The 15787-nt window shown below is 75.7% G+C and carries 11 protein-coding genes; 3 read left to right on the forward strand and 8 right to left on the reverse strand.

Annotated features, from left to right (window positions below; all coding sequences use genetic code 11):
- The first annotated feature begins 196 nt into the window (after positions 1-196).
- Positions 197-952, forward strand: coding sequence for an RDD family protein (locus tag OG550_RS14930; RefSeq protein ID WP_327677744.1), 756 nt, complete (start codon positions 197-199; stop codon positions 950-952).
- A 177-nt stretch (positions 953-1129) separates the two neighbouring features.
- Here OG550_RS14930 and purH read toward each other — a convergent pair whose 3' ends face one another.
- Together purH and purN are read right to left on the reverse strand one after the other, a co-directional pair.
- Positions 1130-2710: a bifunctional phosphoribosylaminoimidazolecarboxamide formyltransferase/IMP cyclohydrolase gene (gene purH, locus OG550_RS14935; RefSeq protein WP_327677746.1), complete on the reverse strand. Its 1581-nt coding sequence runs from the start codon at positions 2708-2710 to the stop codon at positions 1130-1132.
- Positions 2707-3366, reverse strand: coding sequence for a phosphoribosylglycinamide formyltransferase (gene purN, locus OG550_RS14940; RefSeq protein ID WP_327677748.1), 660 nt, complete (start codon positions 3364-3366; stop codon positions 2707-2709). Before purN ends, purH begins: the two co-directional genes overlap by 4 nt.
- A gap of 347 nt (positions 3367-3713) precedes the next feature.
- On the opposite strand from purN, the gene OG550_RS14945 reads away from it, so the two are divergent.
- The gene (locus OG550_RS14945; RefSeq protein ID WP_327677750.1) at positions 3714-4385 is read left to right on the forward strand and encodes a hypothetical protein; all 672 of its coding nucleotides are present in this window, start codon (positions 3714-3716) and stop codon (positions 4383-4385) included.
- A 180-nt stretch (positions 4386-4565) separates the two neighbouring features.
- Here the strand turns inward: OG550_RS14945 and OG550_RS14950 are convergent, their stop codons facing one another.
- Positions 4566-5981 carry a cell division protein PerM gene (locus OG550_RS14950; protein ID WP_327677752.1) on the reverse strand — a complete coding sequence of 472 codons (1416 nt, stop codon included), beginning with the start codon at positions 5979-5981 and terminating at the stop codon, positions 4566-4568.
- Positions 5982-6116: 135 nt separating this feature from the next.
- Between OG550_RS14950 and OG550_RS14955 the strand changes: the two genes are divergently transcribed.
- Positions 6117-8438 (forward strand): sigma factor-like helix-turn-helix DNA-binding protein, encoded by a 2322-nt coding sequence (locus tag OG550_RS14955; protein ID WP_327677755.1) that lies wholly within the window; start codon positions 6117-6119, stop codon positions 8436-8438.
- A gap of 125 nt (positions 8439-8563) precedes the next feature.
- Here OG550_RS14955 and sucD read toward each other — a convergent pair whose 3' ends face one another.
- From sucD to OG550_RS14980, 5 genes are all read right to left on the reverse strand, one after another.
- On the reverse strand, positions 8564-9448 hold the full coding sequence (sucD, locus tag OG550_RS14960; protein ID WP_327677756.1) for a succinate--CoA ligase subunit alpha: 885 nt from the start codon (positions 9446-9448) through the stop codon (positions 8564-8566).
- 19 nt (positions 9449-9467) lie between these two features.
- Entirely contained in the window at positions 9468-10640 is a 1173-nt protein-coding gene (gene sucC / locus OG550_RS14965) for an ADP-forming succinate--CoA ligase subunit beta (protein ID WP_327677758.1), read from the reverse strand.
- A gap of 399 nt (positions 10641-11039) precedes the next feature.
- Complete coding sequence (locus tag OG550_RS14970; RefSeq protein WP_327677759.1) at positions 11040-12227, reverse strand: VWA domain-containing protein; 1188 nt, start codon at positions 12225-12227, stop codon at positions 11040-11042.
- A 29-nt stretch (positions 12228-12256) separates the two neighbouring features.
- Positions 12257-14638, reverse strand: coding sequence for a DUF5682 family protein (locus tag OG550_RS14975; RefSeq protein ID WP_327677761.1), 2382 nt, complete (start codon positions 14636-14638; stop codon positions 12257-12259).
- A gap of 38 nt (positions 14639-14676) precedes the next feature.
- Positions 14677-15771, reverse strand: coding sequence for an ATP-binding protein (locus OG550_RS14980; protein WP_327677763.1), 1095 nt, complete (start codon positions 15769-15771; stop codon positions 14677-14679).
- Between the last annotated feature and the right edge of the window lie 16 nt (positions 15772-15787).

The raw sequence follows: 15787 nt of genomic DNA on the forward strand, positions 1-15787 counted from the left end.
AGCCCGCCGCAGAGCCGTCACGCCTTCTGTTCGCACCGTCCCCGCGGTCATGAGCCGGGGCGCGCGCCGGGCCGTCCAAGCCCCCGGTGTCAGCGCGCTCCGCTAACGTCCCGTCCGGCCGGCCACCCGATCCGCCGGCTCGTTCCGGGTCCTCCGCTGTCCCGTCCCCACCGTCCCCATCTGCCCGGAGGCATCGATGAGCTACCCGCCCGATCCGAACAACCCGTACAACCAGCCGCAGCAGCCCCAGCAGCCGCCGCAGCCCGGTTACGGCTACCCCCAGCAGGCCCCGCCGGCCGCCGGCTACGGCTACCCGCAGCAGCCGCCGCAGCAGCAGCCCGCGTACGGCGTGCCGCAGCAGCAGGCGTACGGGTACGCGCCGGCGCCGGGCACCCTCCAGGCGAACAACGGCTACATCAGCATCGCCCAGCTGGGCACCGTGAAGCTCGCCACCATGGGCCAGCGGTTCCTGGCCCGCCTGATCGACGGCCTCGCGGTCAGCGCGGTCATCGCGCTGGTCATGGCGCTCGGTCTGGCCAGCGCGCTGGGCATCGTCAAGGAGACCGACGACTGCTCCTCCTACCGCTACGGCAGCGCCTCGTACAACGACTGCCTCCAGCAGCAGCAGGACGCCGCCGCCGGCTTCCTCGCCACCATGATGATCATGATCGCCGTGCTGGCGGTGTTCAACCTGCTCTACGAGTGGCTGATGGTCTCCTTCGCCGGCGCCACCCTGGGCAAGCTGGCCCTGGGCCTGCGCGTGGTCAAGGAGAACACCGGTCAGGTCCCCGGCCTGGGCGGCGGCTTCATCCGCTTCATCATCCCGATCGTCGGCGCCTTCCTCTGCTACATCGGGGCGCTGCTGGTCTACCTGTCGCCGTTCTTCGACAACTCCGGGAAGCTGCAGGGCTGGCACGACCGTGCCGCCGGCACCCTGGTGATCAAGAAGTAACGCCGGTCGGGCGGTAACGCACCCGCACCACGCGACGACGGAGCGGCCCGGCCCCCACGGTGGGGGCCGGGCCGCTCCGTCGTCGCGTCAGGCCGTCCGGGCGACCGGGTGCCGCCGCCGGTGCCACGGTCACGGCACGGTCCCCGCGCCGGACGGCGCCGGGACCGTGCCGGAGCGTCAGTGGAAGAAGTGCCGGGTACCGGTGAAGTACATCGTCACGCCCGCCTCGGCGGCCGCCGCGACGACCTCCTCGTCCCGGATCGAACCGCCCGGCTGGACGATCGCCCGGACACCGGCGGCGATCAGGATCGCCGGCCCGTCCGCGAACGGGAAGAAGGCGTCCGAGGCCGCGTACGAGCCCGCGGCCCGCTCGCCGGCCCGCTCGACCGCGAGCTTGCAGGAGTCCACCCGGTTGACCTGGCCCATGCCGACGCCGACCGAGGCGCCGTCCTTGGCCAGCAGGATCGCGTTGGACTTGACGGCCCGGCAGGCCCGCCAGGCGAAGGCCAGCTCGGCCAGCTCGGCCTCGGAGAGCGCCTCGCCGGTGGCCAGCGTCCAGGTCGCCGGGTCGTCGCCCGCGGCGTGCAGCCGGTCGGCTTCCTGGAGCAGCACACCGCCGGAGATCTGACGGACCTCCTGGCGGTTGGCCGGGGCCTCGGGGGCCAGCAGCACCCGCAGGTTCTTCTTGCGGGCCAGCACCTCGACGGCGCCGTCCTCGTAACCCGGCGCCACCACGACCTCGGTGAAGATCGGGGCGATCTGCTCGGCCAGCGCCACGGTGACCGGGCGGTTCACGGCGATCACGCCGCCGTACGCGGAGGCCGGGTCGCACTCGTGCGCCTTGCGGTGCGCCTCGGCGACGTCGGCACCGGTCGCGATCCCGCACGGGTTGGCGTGCTTGATGATCGCGACGGCCGGCTCGGTGTGGTCGTACGCGGCGCGGCGGGCGGCGTCGGTGTCGACGTAGTTGTTGTACGACATCTCCTTGCCGTGCAGCTGCTGCGCGCCGGCCAGGCCGCCGCTGCCGTCGCTGTAGAGCGCGGCGCCCTGGTGCGGGTTCTCGCCGTAGCGGAGCACGCTCTGGCGCTCGTAGGCGGAGCCGAGGAAGGCCGGGAAGGCGTCCTCGCTCCCGGTGTAGCCGGAGGCCTCGAACCAGTCGGCCACCGCGACGTCGTAGGCGGCGGTGTGCGCGAAGGCCTGCCCGGCCAGGCGCTTGCGGGTCAGCAGGTCGAAGCCGCCGGACTGGGCGGCCGCGAGCACGTCGGCGTAGCGGGCCGGGTCGACCACGACGGCCACCGAGGGGTGGTTCTTGGCCGCGGCGCGGACCATGCTCGGGCCGCCGATGTCGATCTGCTCGACGCACTCGTCCGGGGTGGCGCCGGAGGCGACGGTCGCCTTGAACGGGTAGAGGTTCACCACGACCAGGTCGAAGGGCTCGACGCCCAGCTCGGCCAGCTGCGCGCGGTGCGACTCAAGCCGCAGGTCGGCCAGCACACCGGCGTGCACGCGCGGGTGCAGCGTCTTCACGCGCCCGTCCAGGCACTCCGGGAAGCCGGTCAGCTCGGAGACCTCGGTCACCGGGACACCGGCGGCGGCGATCCGGCCGGCGGTGGAACCGGTCGACACGATGGCGACCCCGGCGGCGTGCAGGCCCTGGGCCAGCTCCTCCAGACCGGTCTTGTCGTACACGCTGATCAGCGCGCGGCGGATCGGACGGACGTTCTCGGAGACAACGGGCGTGGTGGGGGCGGCGCTCATGCCGGAATCCATACCTTTCGGTCCTCGATGCGGTGACCCTCGCGGGCCAGCCGGCCCACGACGTCGACGAGCAGCTTGCGCTCGACAGTCTTGATGCGCTCGTGCAGCGCGTCGCCGCCATCGGCGTGGTCGGCGTCGAGGACCTCCACGACGCCCTGCGCGATGATCGGCCCGGTGTCGACGCCTGCGTCGACCAGGTGGACGGTGCAGCCGGTGACCCGCACGCCGTACGCCAGCGCGTCGGTCACGCCGTGGGCGCCCGGGAAGGCCGGCAGCAGGGCGGGGTGGGTGTTGACGATCCGGCCGGCGAAGGCCTCGATGAACCCGGGGCCGAGGATCTTCATGAACCCGGCCGTCACGACCAGGTCCGGCTCGTACGCCCGGACGGAGGCGGTCAGCGCGCGGTCCCAGTCGGCCCGGTCGGAGAAGTCCTTCACACGGTGCACGAAGACCGGCAGGCCGGCGCGCCCGGCCCGCTCCAGGCCGGCGATGCCGTCGCGGTCGGCACCGACGGCGACGATCTCCGCGCCGAACTGCGGGTCGGCGGCGGCGTCGATCAGCGCCTGCAGATTGGTGCCGGAGCCGGAGACCAGGACCACCAGGCGGGCCGGTCCGGGCGTGCGGGGCGGGAAGAGCTGGGCGGGGGCGGCGGCCACTGCGCGATTCTCCGTAGGTCGGGCGCCGTCCGCTGGTACGTCCACCGGTGGTGGGGCCACTACGAACGGCAGGTCGAGCGAGGGGGAATTCCGAGGAAACCCGCCGCGACGCGGGAGCCCGGGGAACCCATGCGAGCTGCTGACCGTCACCACGATAACGGCTGGTCGGACGGCCTCCGAAACACCCGGTCGGGCTACGCGCGTAGCTGAGACCGGGATCTCGCCGGGCCGCAGGCCCGGCCCGGTCCGCCCCCGACAGCAGGCCGCCGAAGCCCCCCGCGCACGACTGCGGGATCATAGGGTGGCGCGGGCATCCGCCCCACCGACCGAGAAGGAATGGCCCAACCATGAGCAGCGGTGACGACACCGGCGAGCGCAACCCCTTCGCGCCGCCGCCGGCGGATGCCCCGGACCAGCCGTGGCGGCCGCGCACCCCCCGCCCGAACGGCGACGCCGACCGGCCCGACGGCCAGGACGGCGAACCGGACGAGCGCCCGCTCGTCCCGCCGCCGCACCCGTGGAGCCCCGGCTACCAGGGCGGCGGCTGGAACCCCCGGCCGGCCGCGCCGCAGCCCCCCAAGCTCGACCCGAACGACCCGGCCCAGCGCCGGGCCCGCAACGCCGCCCTGGCCGGGATGATCTCGCTGGTCTGCGCCTTCGCCTCGCTGCACTACGTGGCCCTGTTCGTCGGCGCGCTCGCCGTGTCCTGGGGCGTCTCCGCCATGCGGTCCCCCAAGCCGGCCGCAGCCACGGCCAACGCCGCGGCCGTCGCACCGGCCGCGGCACCGGCCTCCCGCCCGGCCGAGACCGCCGCGCCCAACCCGCTGACCCCGGCCGCACTGGCGGGCATCCTCACCGGGGCGATGACCGTGGTCTTCGTCTCCTCGGTGCTCGGCCTCGCCGTCTACTACGACGACTACGTCACCTGTGTCCAGGACTCGCTCACCTCCAGCGGCGCCGACGGCTGCGACAAGCTCGCACCGCAGTGGTACGTGGACATCACCAAGAAGAGCGAGTAGGCGGCCGGAACACCGCGGGCGGCCTCGCGCCGCCGGACGGCGGGCGGGTGGCCGCCCGCGGCGGGACCGGGGTGGGGCCGTGGTGGGACCGCGGTGGGACCAGGGTGGGACCGGGAGCGCAGGGCGGCCAGGGCGCGGGTTCGCCGGTGCGGGTCCACCGCGGCCGGTGGCCGCGGCGGGTCACTCCGCGTCCCCCGGCCGGCCCGCCAGCCTGACCACAACGGCGTACGCCCGGGCGCGCAGCAGCAGCACGCCCCGGCGCGCGGTGAGGGTGAGCGCGCCGCCCCCGGCGCCTCCGGCGGCCGCCCGCAGCACCCGGAACCGGGTCAGCAGTGCGACCGGGACCGCCACGGCCACCACCCAGCCCGCCGCGGCCGGCCCCGCCGTCCACGGCTCCGGCCCGAGCCAGGCCATCCGCCCGCCCGCCAGCGCCCCGCCCGAGAGCCCGCCGAGCAGCGCAGCACCGCCACCGGTCAGCAGCGCGGCCGCGAGCACCGCCGCCACGGTGGCCGGCGGGTGCCACGGGAGCGGCCGCGCCGCTGGTCCGGCCTCCGCCCCGGGCGCCTCCGCCGCGGTCACCGGCCGCCCGCCCGCCGCAGCCCGGCCCACCAGCAGCCCCGGGACCACCCCCGCCACCGCGGGCAGCAGGCAGACCAGCAGCCGCCAGCCGCCCGCCCCCGGCTCCGGCAGCAGCGCGAACAGCGGAAAGTCCGGCACCGGCCCCGGCACCGTCCGGGTCGGCGCCGCCACCGCCCCCGCACCCATCGCGAACCCCGGCCCGAGCGCGTACGCCGTACCCCAGAGCACCGCGTTCGGCAGCACCACCACACTCAGCAGCAGCACGCCCGCCACCGCCGCCGGACCGCCCGCCAGCGCCGCCGACCGCCCGCCGCCGCCCGCCGCGGCCAGCACCGCCGACGCGGCCAGCACCACCGCCCCCGACCCGACCAGCCCCGCCCCGGCCGCCAGCGCCGCCGACCGCACCGCCTGCGCACCGCCCACCGGACGGACCGTCACCGGCAGCCGCGCCACCAGCCGCTCCCACGCACCCGCCGGCAGCCGGAGCGGCACGCCCCGGCGGGCGCCCGCCGCCGTCGCCGCCCCGGCCAGCGCCGCCACGACCAGGAGGTCCGGCAACACCCGGGCCCGGAACTCCCCCGGCCCGGCACACTGCGCCACCACCCCGACCGCCACCGCGCAGTACCCGGCCCAGACCGCCACCGCACCGCCCCGCCGGGCCCGCCCCGCGGCCCCCTCGGCCCCCGACCGGGCCCCCGACCGCGCCCCCGCGCGGTACAGCTGGGCCGTCGCCAGCAGGCCGAGCAGCAACGGCGTGACCGTCAGCGGCGCCTCCGCCGCCCCCCGCAGCACCGGCGCCCCGTGCCCGAGCAGCCAGAGCGCCCCGGCCAGTCGCACCGCCCCGGTCGCGCCGTCGTCCGCGTACGGAGTCACCACCCAGAGCCCGAGCACCGGGACGGCGACGGCGGCGAGGCCGAGCAGGGCGGTCCGGACCCCGGCCAGCAGGGCCGACAGCACCGGTCTGGCGCCCAGTTCGCCCTGCACTTCAAGGATCGGACGGCCCATCAGCTGCGTCATGCGGCTCATCGTGCCAAGGCGACTCGCCATGCTCCGTGAAGAGGCAAACTGCCGGGGTGTCCCAGATTATTGGCTTATGCGCATTTTCAGACCCTGCCCTCACGCCGCCGCCACCGATCCGGCCCGGAGCGTCTGATGACCAAGCCGCCGACCGCCGACCGCCCCACCAGCCAGCCGGCCCCCACACCCGCACCGCAGGGCCACACCGGGAAGGGCCGCCCCGGCAAGGCCAAGGCCCGACGCGGCCGGTCCGGGACCGCCGAGGCCCGACCGGAGGAGACGAGCGCCGAGAACCGACCGCGGGCGCAGGAGGAGGCCGCCCGGCTGTTCGGCCGGCTGACGGCCCGTGAGGCCGAGGCCTTCGCCCACGTCGCGGCCGGACGGGACCTCGCCGAGACCGCGACCGCACTCGGCGTCACACCCACCACCGCCCGCAGCTACCGGCACCGGGCCCTGCGCAAGCTCGGCACCCACACGCCGGCCGAGATCGCCGCCTTCGCCGCCCTGCTGGGCCCGGCCCGGCCCGACGACCCGGCAGCACCGACGTCGCCGTCGTCGGCATCGCCGTCACCCGCTGCGGCTGCGGCTGCGGCACCGGCTCCGGCTCCGGCACCGGGGGAAGCGGCCGGCGGGCCGGAGCCCCGCCCCGGCAGCGGCTCCCCCGCGCCGAAGGCACCGGTGGGCTCCCGCACCACCGAGGGGAGGCCCGGCGGCGGCGCGGCCACCACCGAGGACGGCCGCACCACGCCGGGCACGCCGAGCGCACCGCACCGGGCCGACCGGCCGACCGGCACCTCGCCCGCCCGCCACCCGAAGGGCACGGACGACGGCCGACCCGCCGACGGCCCGTCCCCCGCCGACGGGGCGCGGACGGCGGCGCCGTCGAAGCAGCGGCCCGGCGCAGCGGCCGCGAACCGTCCGGCAGCCGGGACGGCCCGCACCGGCGGTGGCGCCGAGCATCCGGCCGCCGGTAGCGCCGCCTCCACGGGCCGACCTGCCGCCGACCGGCACCCGGTACCTCCGGCGGAGGAGGCCCCCGCCCCGGCCGGCGAGGGCGCCCGGGGCGCCGGGAGCGGAGCCCCGGGAGCCGGCCGCCCGGACCACACGCCCGCGGGCGGGCCGGCCGACCGACCGGCGCCCGCCGGACCCGGCCCCGCGGGCAGGCCGGCCGACCGCCGCCCGACCGAGCCCCCGACGGCGGCCGTCGGCCGGACCGCTCCGCTTCCGCAGACCGGTGAACCCGTGCAGTCGGCCCGCACCACCGCCCCCCGCAGGTCCACCGACCGCCGCCCCGCAGCCGAACCGGTCGCCGCTGCCGCGGCCGCGGCCGGGTCGGCGGCCGGGGGCACCGGCCCGGACCGCGCCACCGCCACCGGCTCCGACCCCGGCCCCGGCACGGGCTCCGGCCCCGGCACGGGCTCCTTCGAGGAGGTGTACGAGGAGGCGCACACCCGGCTGGTGCAGCAGACCTTCCTGCTCACCGCCTGCAAGCACCGGGCCGTGCACTGCGTCGGGCGGGCCTTCGGGGAGGCCCGGCGCCAATGGGCGGAGGTGGCGCCGGGCGGCGCGCCGGAGCGGTGGGTGCGGACCAGGGCGTTCGAACTGGCCCTGTCACCGTGGCACCGCGGCGGGCCGCGCCGGGCGCACGTGTGGCACCTGCCGCACCGGCGGATCAAGGTGCGTCCGGCGGACGAGTCCCAGGCGGTGCTGCCGGACCACGACCGCCTCACCGACCGCGACCGCGCGCTGCTGAAGGCGCTCAAGCGCCTCTCCCGCCCGCAGCGCCGGGCACTGGTGCTGCACGACGGCCTGGGGCTGCCGGCCGACGCGGTGGCGGTCGAGGTGGAGTCGACGGTGGCGGCGGCCGAGGGCCGGGTCTGGGCCGCGCGGACGGCGCTGGCGCACTGGGTGCCGGAGCTGGTCGGACCGGATCCGGCGGCGGACGGGTTCGCCGACCGGCTGTGCGGGCTGCTGCACCGGGCGGCGGTGCGCGGGGTCCCGGAGCCGCACCGCCCGCCGGTGCCGCTGCTGCGGGCCCGGCACGGGCTGGTCGCCGCGGGCCGGACGGGGGCGGCGGCGCTGCTCACGGTGGCGGTGGGCGGCGCGGTGGCCGCGACGCTGGCGGGGGGCGGCCCCGGGGCGCTGTTCCGGCCCGCCGATCCGCCGCCGCCGGTGCTCTGCGCGCCGGTCCCGACGCTCGCGACGGAGCCCGAGGCCCTGCTGCCGCTGCTCGCGGACGGGACGCCGTCGGGGATCCACAGCCTCTGGTGCTCACCCACGCCGGGCCTGGAGCCGGTGGTGCTGGACCCGCCGCCGCCCCGGCCGGACGATCCGTACCGGCCGCCGACAAGGGGGCGGGCGACCGAGGCGCTGCCTCCGCCGGGCACGGTGGCCATCGGGCCGCACCGGCATCCGTGCCCGGACTGGGCGCTGCACCGGTGCGCGACCGACCGCTGACCTCGCACGGAGGGGCGCCGACGGGACGCCGGAGGGCGCGGGCACGGCACCGCGCGCCCGGCCCGGAACGGCGAGCGCCCCCGCCCGGATCACCGGACGGGGGCGCTCGACACGTGCGGGGAGCGTCAGCCCTTGAAGAGCTCGCGCGCCAGGCGGGCGGTCTCGGACGGCGTCTTGCCGACCTTGACACCGGCGGCCTCAAGGGCCTCCTTCTTCGCCTGGGCGGTGCCCGAGGAGCCGGAGACGATGGCGCCGGCGTGGCCCATGGTCTTGCCCTCGGGGGCGGTGAAGCCCGCGACGTAGCCGACGACCGGCTTGGTGACGTGCTCGGCGATGTAGGCCGCGGCACGCTCCTCGGCGTCGCCACCGATCTCACCGATCATGACGATGAGCTCGGTCTCCGGGTCCTCCTGGAACGCCTTGAGGGCGTCGATGTGGGTGGTGCCGATGACCGGGTCACCGCCGATGCCCACGGCCGAGGAGAAGCCGATGTCGCGCAGCTCGTACATGAGCTGGTAGGTCAGGGTGCCCGACTTCGAGACCAGACCGATCTTGCCGGCCTTGGTGATGTCGGCCGGGATGATGCCGGCGTTCGACTGGCCGGGGCTGATCAGGCCGGGGCAGTTCGGGCCGATGATCCGGGTCTTGTTGCCCTTCGAGCCGGCGTAGGCCCAGAAGGCGGCGGTGTCGTGCACCGGGACGCCCTCGGTGATGACGACGGCCAGGCCGATCTCGGCGTCGACGGCCTCGACGACGGCGTCCTTGGTGAACTTCGGCGGCACGAAGATGACGGTGACGTCGGCACCGGTCTTCTCGATGGCCTCGGCGACGGAGCCGAAGACGGGCACCTCGGTGCCGTCGACGTCGACCGTGGTGCCGGCCTTGCGCGGGTTGACACCGCCGACGATCTGGGTGCCGGAGGCGAGCATGCGGCGGGTGTGCTTCATGCCCTCGGAGCCGGTCATGCCCTGAACGATGACCTTGCTGTCCTTGGTAAGGAAGATAGCCATGGTGTGAAAGTCCCCTTCCTTACTTGTTGGCCAGCTCGGCGGCGCGGTCGGCCGCACCGTCCATGGTGTCCACGCGCTGGACCAGCGGGTGGTTCGCGTCGTCGAGGATCTTGCGACCCAGCTCCGCGTTGTTGCCGTCCAGGCGGACGACGAGCGGCTTGCTGACGGCCTCGCCCTTGGACGAGAGCAGCTCCAGGGCCTGCACGATGCCGTTGGCGACGGCGTCGCACGCGGTGATGCCGCCGAAGACGTTGACGAAGACCGACTTGACGTCGGGGTCGCCCAGGATGATCTCCAGGCCGTTCGCCATGACCTCGGCGGAGGCGCCACCGCCGATGTCGAGGAAGTTGGCGGGCTTGACGCCGCCGTGGCTCTCGCCCGCGTAGGCGACGACGTCGAGGGTGCTCATGACGAGACCCGCGCCGTTGCCGATGATGCCGACCTCGCCGTCGAGCTTGACGTAGTTGAGGCCCTTGGCCTTGGCCGCGGCCTCCAGCGGGTTCGCGGCGGCCTTGTCCTCAAGCGCCTCGTGCTCCGGCTGGCGGAACTCGGCGTTCTCGTCCAGGGAGACCTTGCCGTCGAGCGCGATGATCTTGCCGTCGCCGGACTTGATCAGCGGGTTGACCTCGACGAGGAGGGCGTCCTCCTTGATGAAGACGACCCAGAGCTTCTGCAGGACGTCGGCGACCTGGTCGGCGATCTCGGCCGGGAACTTCGCGGCGGCGACGATCTCGGCGGCCTTCTCCGGGGTCACACCCTCGTTGGGGTCGACCGGGATCTTGGCGAGCGCGTCCGGGTTCTCCTCCGCGACGACCTCGATCTCCACACCGCCCTCGACGCTGGCCATGGCCAGGAAGGTGCGGTTGGTGCGGTCGAGCAGGAAGGAGACGTAGTACTCCTCCTTGATGTCCGCGGTCTGGGCAAGCATCACCTTGTGAACGGTGTGGCCCTTGATGTCCATGCCGAGGATCGCCCCGGCCTTGGCGACGGCGTCCGCCGGGTCGGCGGCGAGCTTGACGCCACCGGCCTTGCCTCGGCCACCCACCTTCACCTGAGCCTTGACGACGGCGCGGCCGCCGAAGCGCTCCGCGATGGCGGCAGCGTCTGCGGCGGTCTCGATGACATCACCGTCAAGCACGGGCACACCGTGCTTGGCGAAGAGGTCCCTCGCCTGGTACTCGAACAGGTCCACGTGTTTGTCCTTGTTCGTGGTCGCGGATTGTGTCTCTACGAGCGTGCCACGGCAGGATCTTCGCTGCGGGTCGTCGAAGCGGTGCGGGTACGCAGAGGTACGGCCTTGCGGCCCACACGGCTACGGGCGCACACGTCAATCAACACGCGCGTCACGTCCGTCTGGCAGGTTATCGCCGTACGACGGGCGTGTTTCGCCCGGGACCGGCCCGTCTTTGGTGAGAACCATCACAGACAGCCTACGGGCGTACGCCGGGCGCTCTGACCGGCGGGGCAGTCGGTCCGCACCACGACTTCCCCCGTCCGGGTGAAGTCCGCGCCACGGCGTCGACACCCCCGTGCAGGGATCCGGTTCGCGCCACCGCCCGCACCTCCGCCGCGCCTCCGTCCGGGTGTCCGCTCACACCCCCCGGTCCGGCACCGGGATCGGACGCTTCTCGATCGCGGCGGCCATGATCTCCGGGAAGGCGTCGGGCGTGCAGGCGAAGGCCGGGGCGCCCAGCGCGGCCAGGGCGGCGGCGTGCGCGTGGTCGTAGGCGGGAGCACCCTCGTCGGAGAGCGCCAGCAGCGCGATGAACTGGACGCCGGCCGCCTTCATCGCGGCCACCCGCTTGAGCATCTCGTCCCGGATCCCTCCCTCGTAGAGGTCGCTGATCAGCACCACGATCGTCTCCGCCGGCCGGGTGATCCTCGACTGGCAGTAGGCGAGCGCCCGGTTGATGTCGGTGCCGCCGCCGAGCCGGGTGGCGAACAGCACGTCGACCGGGTCGGTCAGCTGCTCGGTGAGGTCGACCACCGAGGTGTCGAAGACGACCAGCCGGGTGTCCAGGCTCCGCATCGAGGCGAGCACCGCGCCGAACACCGCCGAGTGCACCACCGAGGGGGCCATCGAGCCGGACTGGTCGATGCAGAGGATGACGTCCTTCTTCACCGCGCGCTGCGCCCGGGCGTAGCCGACCAGCCGCTCCGGGACGACGGTGCCGTGCTCGGGCAGGTGGTTCTTCAGGTTGGCCCGGATGGTGCGGTCCCAGTCGATGTCGCGGTGGCGCGGGCGGTTGACCCTGGCGCTGCGGTCCAGCGCGCCGCCGAGGGTGGCGCGGGTGCGGTCGGCGAGCCGGCGCTCCAGCTCGGCGACCACCTTGCCGACCACCGCCCGGGCGCTCTCCCGGGTGGTCTCGGGCAGCGCGTGCTTGAGCGAGAGCAGCGTGCCGACCAGGTGGACGTCGGGCTCGACGGCCTCCAGCATCTCCGGCTCCAGCAGCAGCTGGTCCAGCCCGAGCCGGGTGATCGCGTCCTGCTGCATCAGCTGGACGACGGTGACCGGGAAGTACTCCCGGATGTCGCCCAGCCAGCGGGCCACCTGCGGGGCCGAGCCGCCCAGGCCGGCGGTGCGGCGGCCGGGGCGGCCGGCGCCGCGGCCCTCCTCCGGGGCGCCCCGGTAGAGCGCGGCGAGCGCGCCGTCGATCGCGGCGTCCCGGCCGCGCAGGGTGTGGCCGGTGCCGTCCGCCTCGCCGCCGAGCACCAGTCGCCAGCGGCGGAGCCGCTCGTCGGCGGCGAGGGGGGCGGAGCCGGGGGTGGTGGTTGCCATCGGGGTGCTCCTCTGCGTTCGTCCGTCGGTCAGGTGTCGCGGCCTTCGGCCTGCCGGGGGATCCGCGGCCGGTCGCCGGGGCCGGCCGGCAGGGCGGGACCGCCGGGGGTGACGGGCAGTCCGAGCAGGAGGGCGACCGTGGGGAGCGCGGCATCCGCCCGCACCGGGTCCAGACCGGGCGCGCCGCCGTCCGGTCCGTCCGGCCCCGCCGGCTCGCCGCCGAGCGGCCCGGCCGCGACCCTGCCGCCGACGGTGCTGCGGACTCCGGCCTCCAGGGTGGCGAAGGTCCGGCGGAGCAGCGGCAGCACATCGGTGAAGGCCTCCGCCGACACGCCGGCCAGCCAGTCGTCGAGCAGACCCAGCAGTCGCGGGTCGTGCAGCAGCAGCGCGCCGCCGCCGGTGAGGAAGCCCTCGATCCAGCCGGCCGCGTCCGCCGGGCTGCCGGCCGCGGACAGGACGAGGCCGAGCCGGCGGCCCGCCTCCTCCGGGTCGAGCCGGCCGTCGTCCAGCAGCAGCCGGACGGCCCGCCCGCGGAGCAGGCCCGGGACACCGGTGGCCGGTCCGCCGGCCGGCTCGCGCCGGGCGAGCGCCCGCAGGGTGCCGGCCCACCGGTCGGCGAGGCCGTCGGCCGGGTCCAGCAGGCCGATCGCACCGTGCACCTCGTCGAGGTGACCGCGCATCAGTGCGGCCCCGGCCGCGTCCAGCCCGGTGCAGGCCGGCGGCAGGCCGACGCAGATCCGGTCGGCGAGCCCGGTGGCGACCTCGTCGAGCGCGCCGTGGTCGGTGCCCCGGACGTCGCCGTAGCGCAGCGCGCGGACCAGGGCGGGCAGCGCGTGGGCGAGGTGGGCGACGTCGGTGTCGAGGGCGGCGCAGTCGGCGAGCACCCGCATCACCGTGGGCAGCGCGTCGGCCAGTCCGGCCACCAGGCAGGTCTCCACCAGGCCGGTGATCTCGGCGAGTTCGGCGGCGGCGCGGGCGGTGCCGACCGCCTTGCCGACGGCGGCCCGCTCGACGGTGGTGCCCCACTGGGCGGCCTCGGCGATCCGGACGGCGAACTCGGGCTGCCAGCAGAGCCGCCAGCTCTCCCGGAACGTCCCGGTGGAGGCCACCGCGGAGCGGGCCGGCACGCCCCAGTCGACGCCGAGCAGGCGGAGCCGGTGCAGCAGCCGGGAACGGGCCGCGTCGGTCTCCTTGCGCAGGTCGAGGTCGAGGTCGCGCGGTTCGACCTCGGGCTTGAGCCGCAGCGAGCGCTGCAGCCGGGAGAGGTCGCGCTGGAGCGGGACGGCCGGCGCGCCGTCGGGCACCTCGCCGAGCGCGTCGCCGATCACCAGGCGGTCCCGGACCAGCGCCAGGGCGACGTCCGAGCCGTCGCACATCACCGCCCGGACGGCGTCCAGCGTCTCGGTGAGCCCGGCGAGCGGGCGCCCGCGCACGGCGGCGAGGGTGCGGGCCAGCCGGACGGCCTCGATGACGTGCGCGGAGGAGACCGGGTGGTCCTCGGCGCGGAGCAGCCCGGCGGCCCGGGTGAGCCACGCGGGCAGCGGGTCGCCCCCGGTCCGGAACAGGTGGTGGTACCAGCCCGGGGAGACGATCCCGGCGCCGTAGGTGGGCTGGGAGAGCCGGCGGTGCGTCCAGGGGACCCAGGTGATCTCGGTCCGGACCTTCCTGGGCAGTCCGGCGAGCAGCGCCCGGTCGTGCGCGACGGTGGGCATGACGGCCAGCGCCGGGACGTGGAAGGCCCCGCAGACCACGGCGATCCGCCGGTGGCCGGCCCGGCGGGCGGCGCGGATCCGCTGGCGCATGTGGGCCTCGCGCCGCTCGTCGCGCGGACCGGCCCCGCCGCCGCCCTCGCGCAGCGCCGTCATCGCCTCGGCGACGGCCGCGAACGGCGCGAGCGCGTCCTCGCCGGGGCGCCGGTGCTCGACCACGTCCTCCCACCAGCGCTCCGGGTCGTCGTGGCCGGCGGCCTCGGCCAGTCGGGCGATCGGGTCGCGCAGCAGGGCAGCGTCCCCGTCCCCGGCGTCCGCTCCGGTGCCCCCGTCCCCGTCGCCGTCCCCGGTGCCCCCGCCGGCCTCCGGCGGCCCGGCGTCGGCGAAGCCGTACGCGGCCGGCAGGTCGATGAAGCGCACCGGGACGCCGAGTTCGACGGCGTACCGGATCGCCACCCACTCCGGCGAGAACTCGGCGTAGGGCCAGAACGCCGCCCGGGCCGGGTCGTCCGCCGCGTGGGCGAGCAGGGCGACCGGCGGCACCATCGCCTTGTCGGCGGCCAGCCCGAGGAGCGTGTCGGCCTCCGGCGGCCCCTCGACCAGCACCGCGTCCGGCCGCAGCAGTTCCAGTGCGGCGGCCACCGCGCGGGCCGAGCCCGGACCGTGGTGCCGTACGCCCAGCAGCGTCACCTCTGCGCTCATCGCGCCCTCCCTCCCGATGTCGGTTCCGGTCGTGCTGTTCAGCGGGCGTTCTCACGGGCGGCGCGGTAGAAGTCCTTCCAGCCGTCCCGCTCGCGGACCACGCCCTCGACGTACTCGCGCCAGACCACCTGGTCGGCGACGGGGTCGCGGACGACGGCGCCGATCACGCCGGCCGCGACGTCGCCTGCCCTGAGCACGCCGTCGCCGAAGTGGGCGGCGAGCGCCATGCCGTTGGTGACCACCGAGATCGCCTCAGCCGTGGAGAGGGTGCCGCTGGGCGTCTTCACCTTGGTCCGGCCGTCGGCGGTGATCCCGGCCCGCAGCTCCCGGAAGACCGTCACCACGCGCCTGATCTCCTCGGCCCCGCCGGGCAGTTCGGGCAGTTGCAGGGAGCGGCCGAGCTGCTCGACCCGGCGGGTGACGATGTCGACCTCCTCCTCAAGCGAACCGGGCAGCGGCAGCACCACGGTGTTGAACCGGCGGCGCAGGGCGCTCGACAGCTCGTTCACGCCCCGGTCGCGGTCGTTGGCGGTGGCGATGAGGTTGAAGCCGCGGACGGCCTGCGTCTCCGACCCCAGCTCGGGGATCGGCAGCGTCTTCTCCGACAGGATGGTGATCAGACTGTCCTGGACGTCCGCCGGGATGCGGGTCAGCTCCTCGACCCGGGCGATCTTCCCGTCCGCCATCGCCCGCATCAGCGGCGAGGGCACCAGCGCCTCCCGGCTGGGCCCGTTGGTGAGCAGCTGCGCGTAGTTCCAGCCGTACCGGACGGCCTCCTCCGGGGTGCCGGCGGTGCCCTGGACCAGCAGCGTGGAGTCGCCGCTGATCGCCGCGGCCAGGTGCTCGGACACCCAGGTCTTGGCGGTGCCGGGCACGCCGAGCAGCAGCAGCGCCCGGTCGGTGGCCAGCGTCGTCACGGCGACCTCGACCACCCGGCGCGGGCCGATGTACTTGGGCGTGACCACGGTGCCGTCCGGCAGCCCGCCGCCCAGCAGGTAGGTGGCGACCGCCCACGGGGACAGCCTCCAGCGCTCCGGGCGCGGACGGTCGTCCTGCGCGGCCAGCGCGGCCAGCTCGGCGGCGAACGAGTCCTCGGCGTGCTGCCGCAGGACGTCGGTCGTGACGTCGGTCATCAGGGCTCCTTCGGGT

The sequence above is a fragment of the Kitasatospora sp. NBC_00458 genome (assembly GCF_036013975.1).
Lineage (GTDB): Bacteria > Actinomycetota > Actinomycetes > Streptomycetales > Streptomycetaceae > Kitasatospora.

Coding starts and splice junctions, on each gene's coding strand:
- OG550_RS14930 (WP_327677744.1), top strand. CDS start 197: ATGAGCTACCCGCCCGATCCGAACAACCCGTACAACCAGCCGCAGCAG.
- purH (WP_327677746.1), bottom strand. CDS start 2,710: ATGAGCGCCGCCCCCACCACGCCCGTTGTCTCCGAGAACGTCCGTCCG.
- OG550_RS14945 (WP_327677750.1), top strand. CDS start 3,714: ATGAGCAGCGGTGACGACACCGGCGAGCGCAACCCCTTCGCGCCGCCG.
- OG550_RS14950 (WP_327677752.1), bottom strand. CDS start 5,981: ATGACGCAGCTGATGGGCCGTCCGATCCTTGAAGTGCAGGGCGAACTG.
- OG550_RS14955 (WP_327677755.1), top strand. CDS start 6,117: ATGACCAAGCCGCCGACCGCCGACCGCCCCACCAGCCAGCCGGCCCCC.
- sucD (WP_327677756.1), bottom strand. CDS start 9,448: ATGGCTATCTTCCTTACCAAGGACAGCAAGGTCATCGTTCAGGGCATG.
- OG550_RS14970 (WP_327677759.1), bottom strand. CDS start 12,227: ATGGCAACCACCACCCCCGGCTCCGCCCCCCTCGCCGCCGACGAGCGG.
- OG550_RS14975 (WP_327677761.1), bottom strand. CDS start 14,638: ATGAGCGCAGAGGTGACGCTGCTGGGCGTACGGCACCACGGTCCGGGC.
- OG550_RS14980 (WP_327677763.1), bottom strand. CDS start 15,771: ATGACCGACGTCACGACCGACGTCCTGCGGCAGCACGCCGAGGACTCG.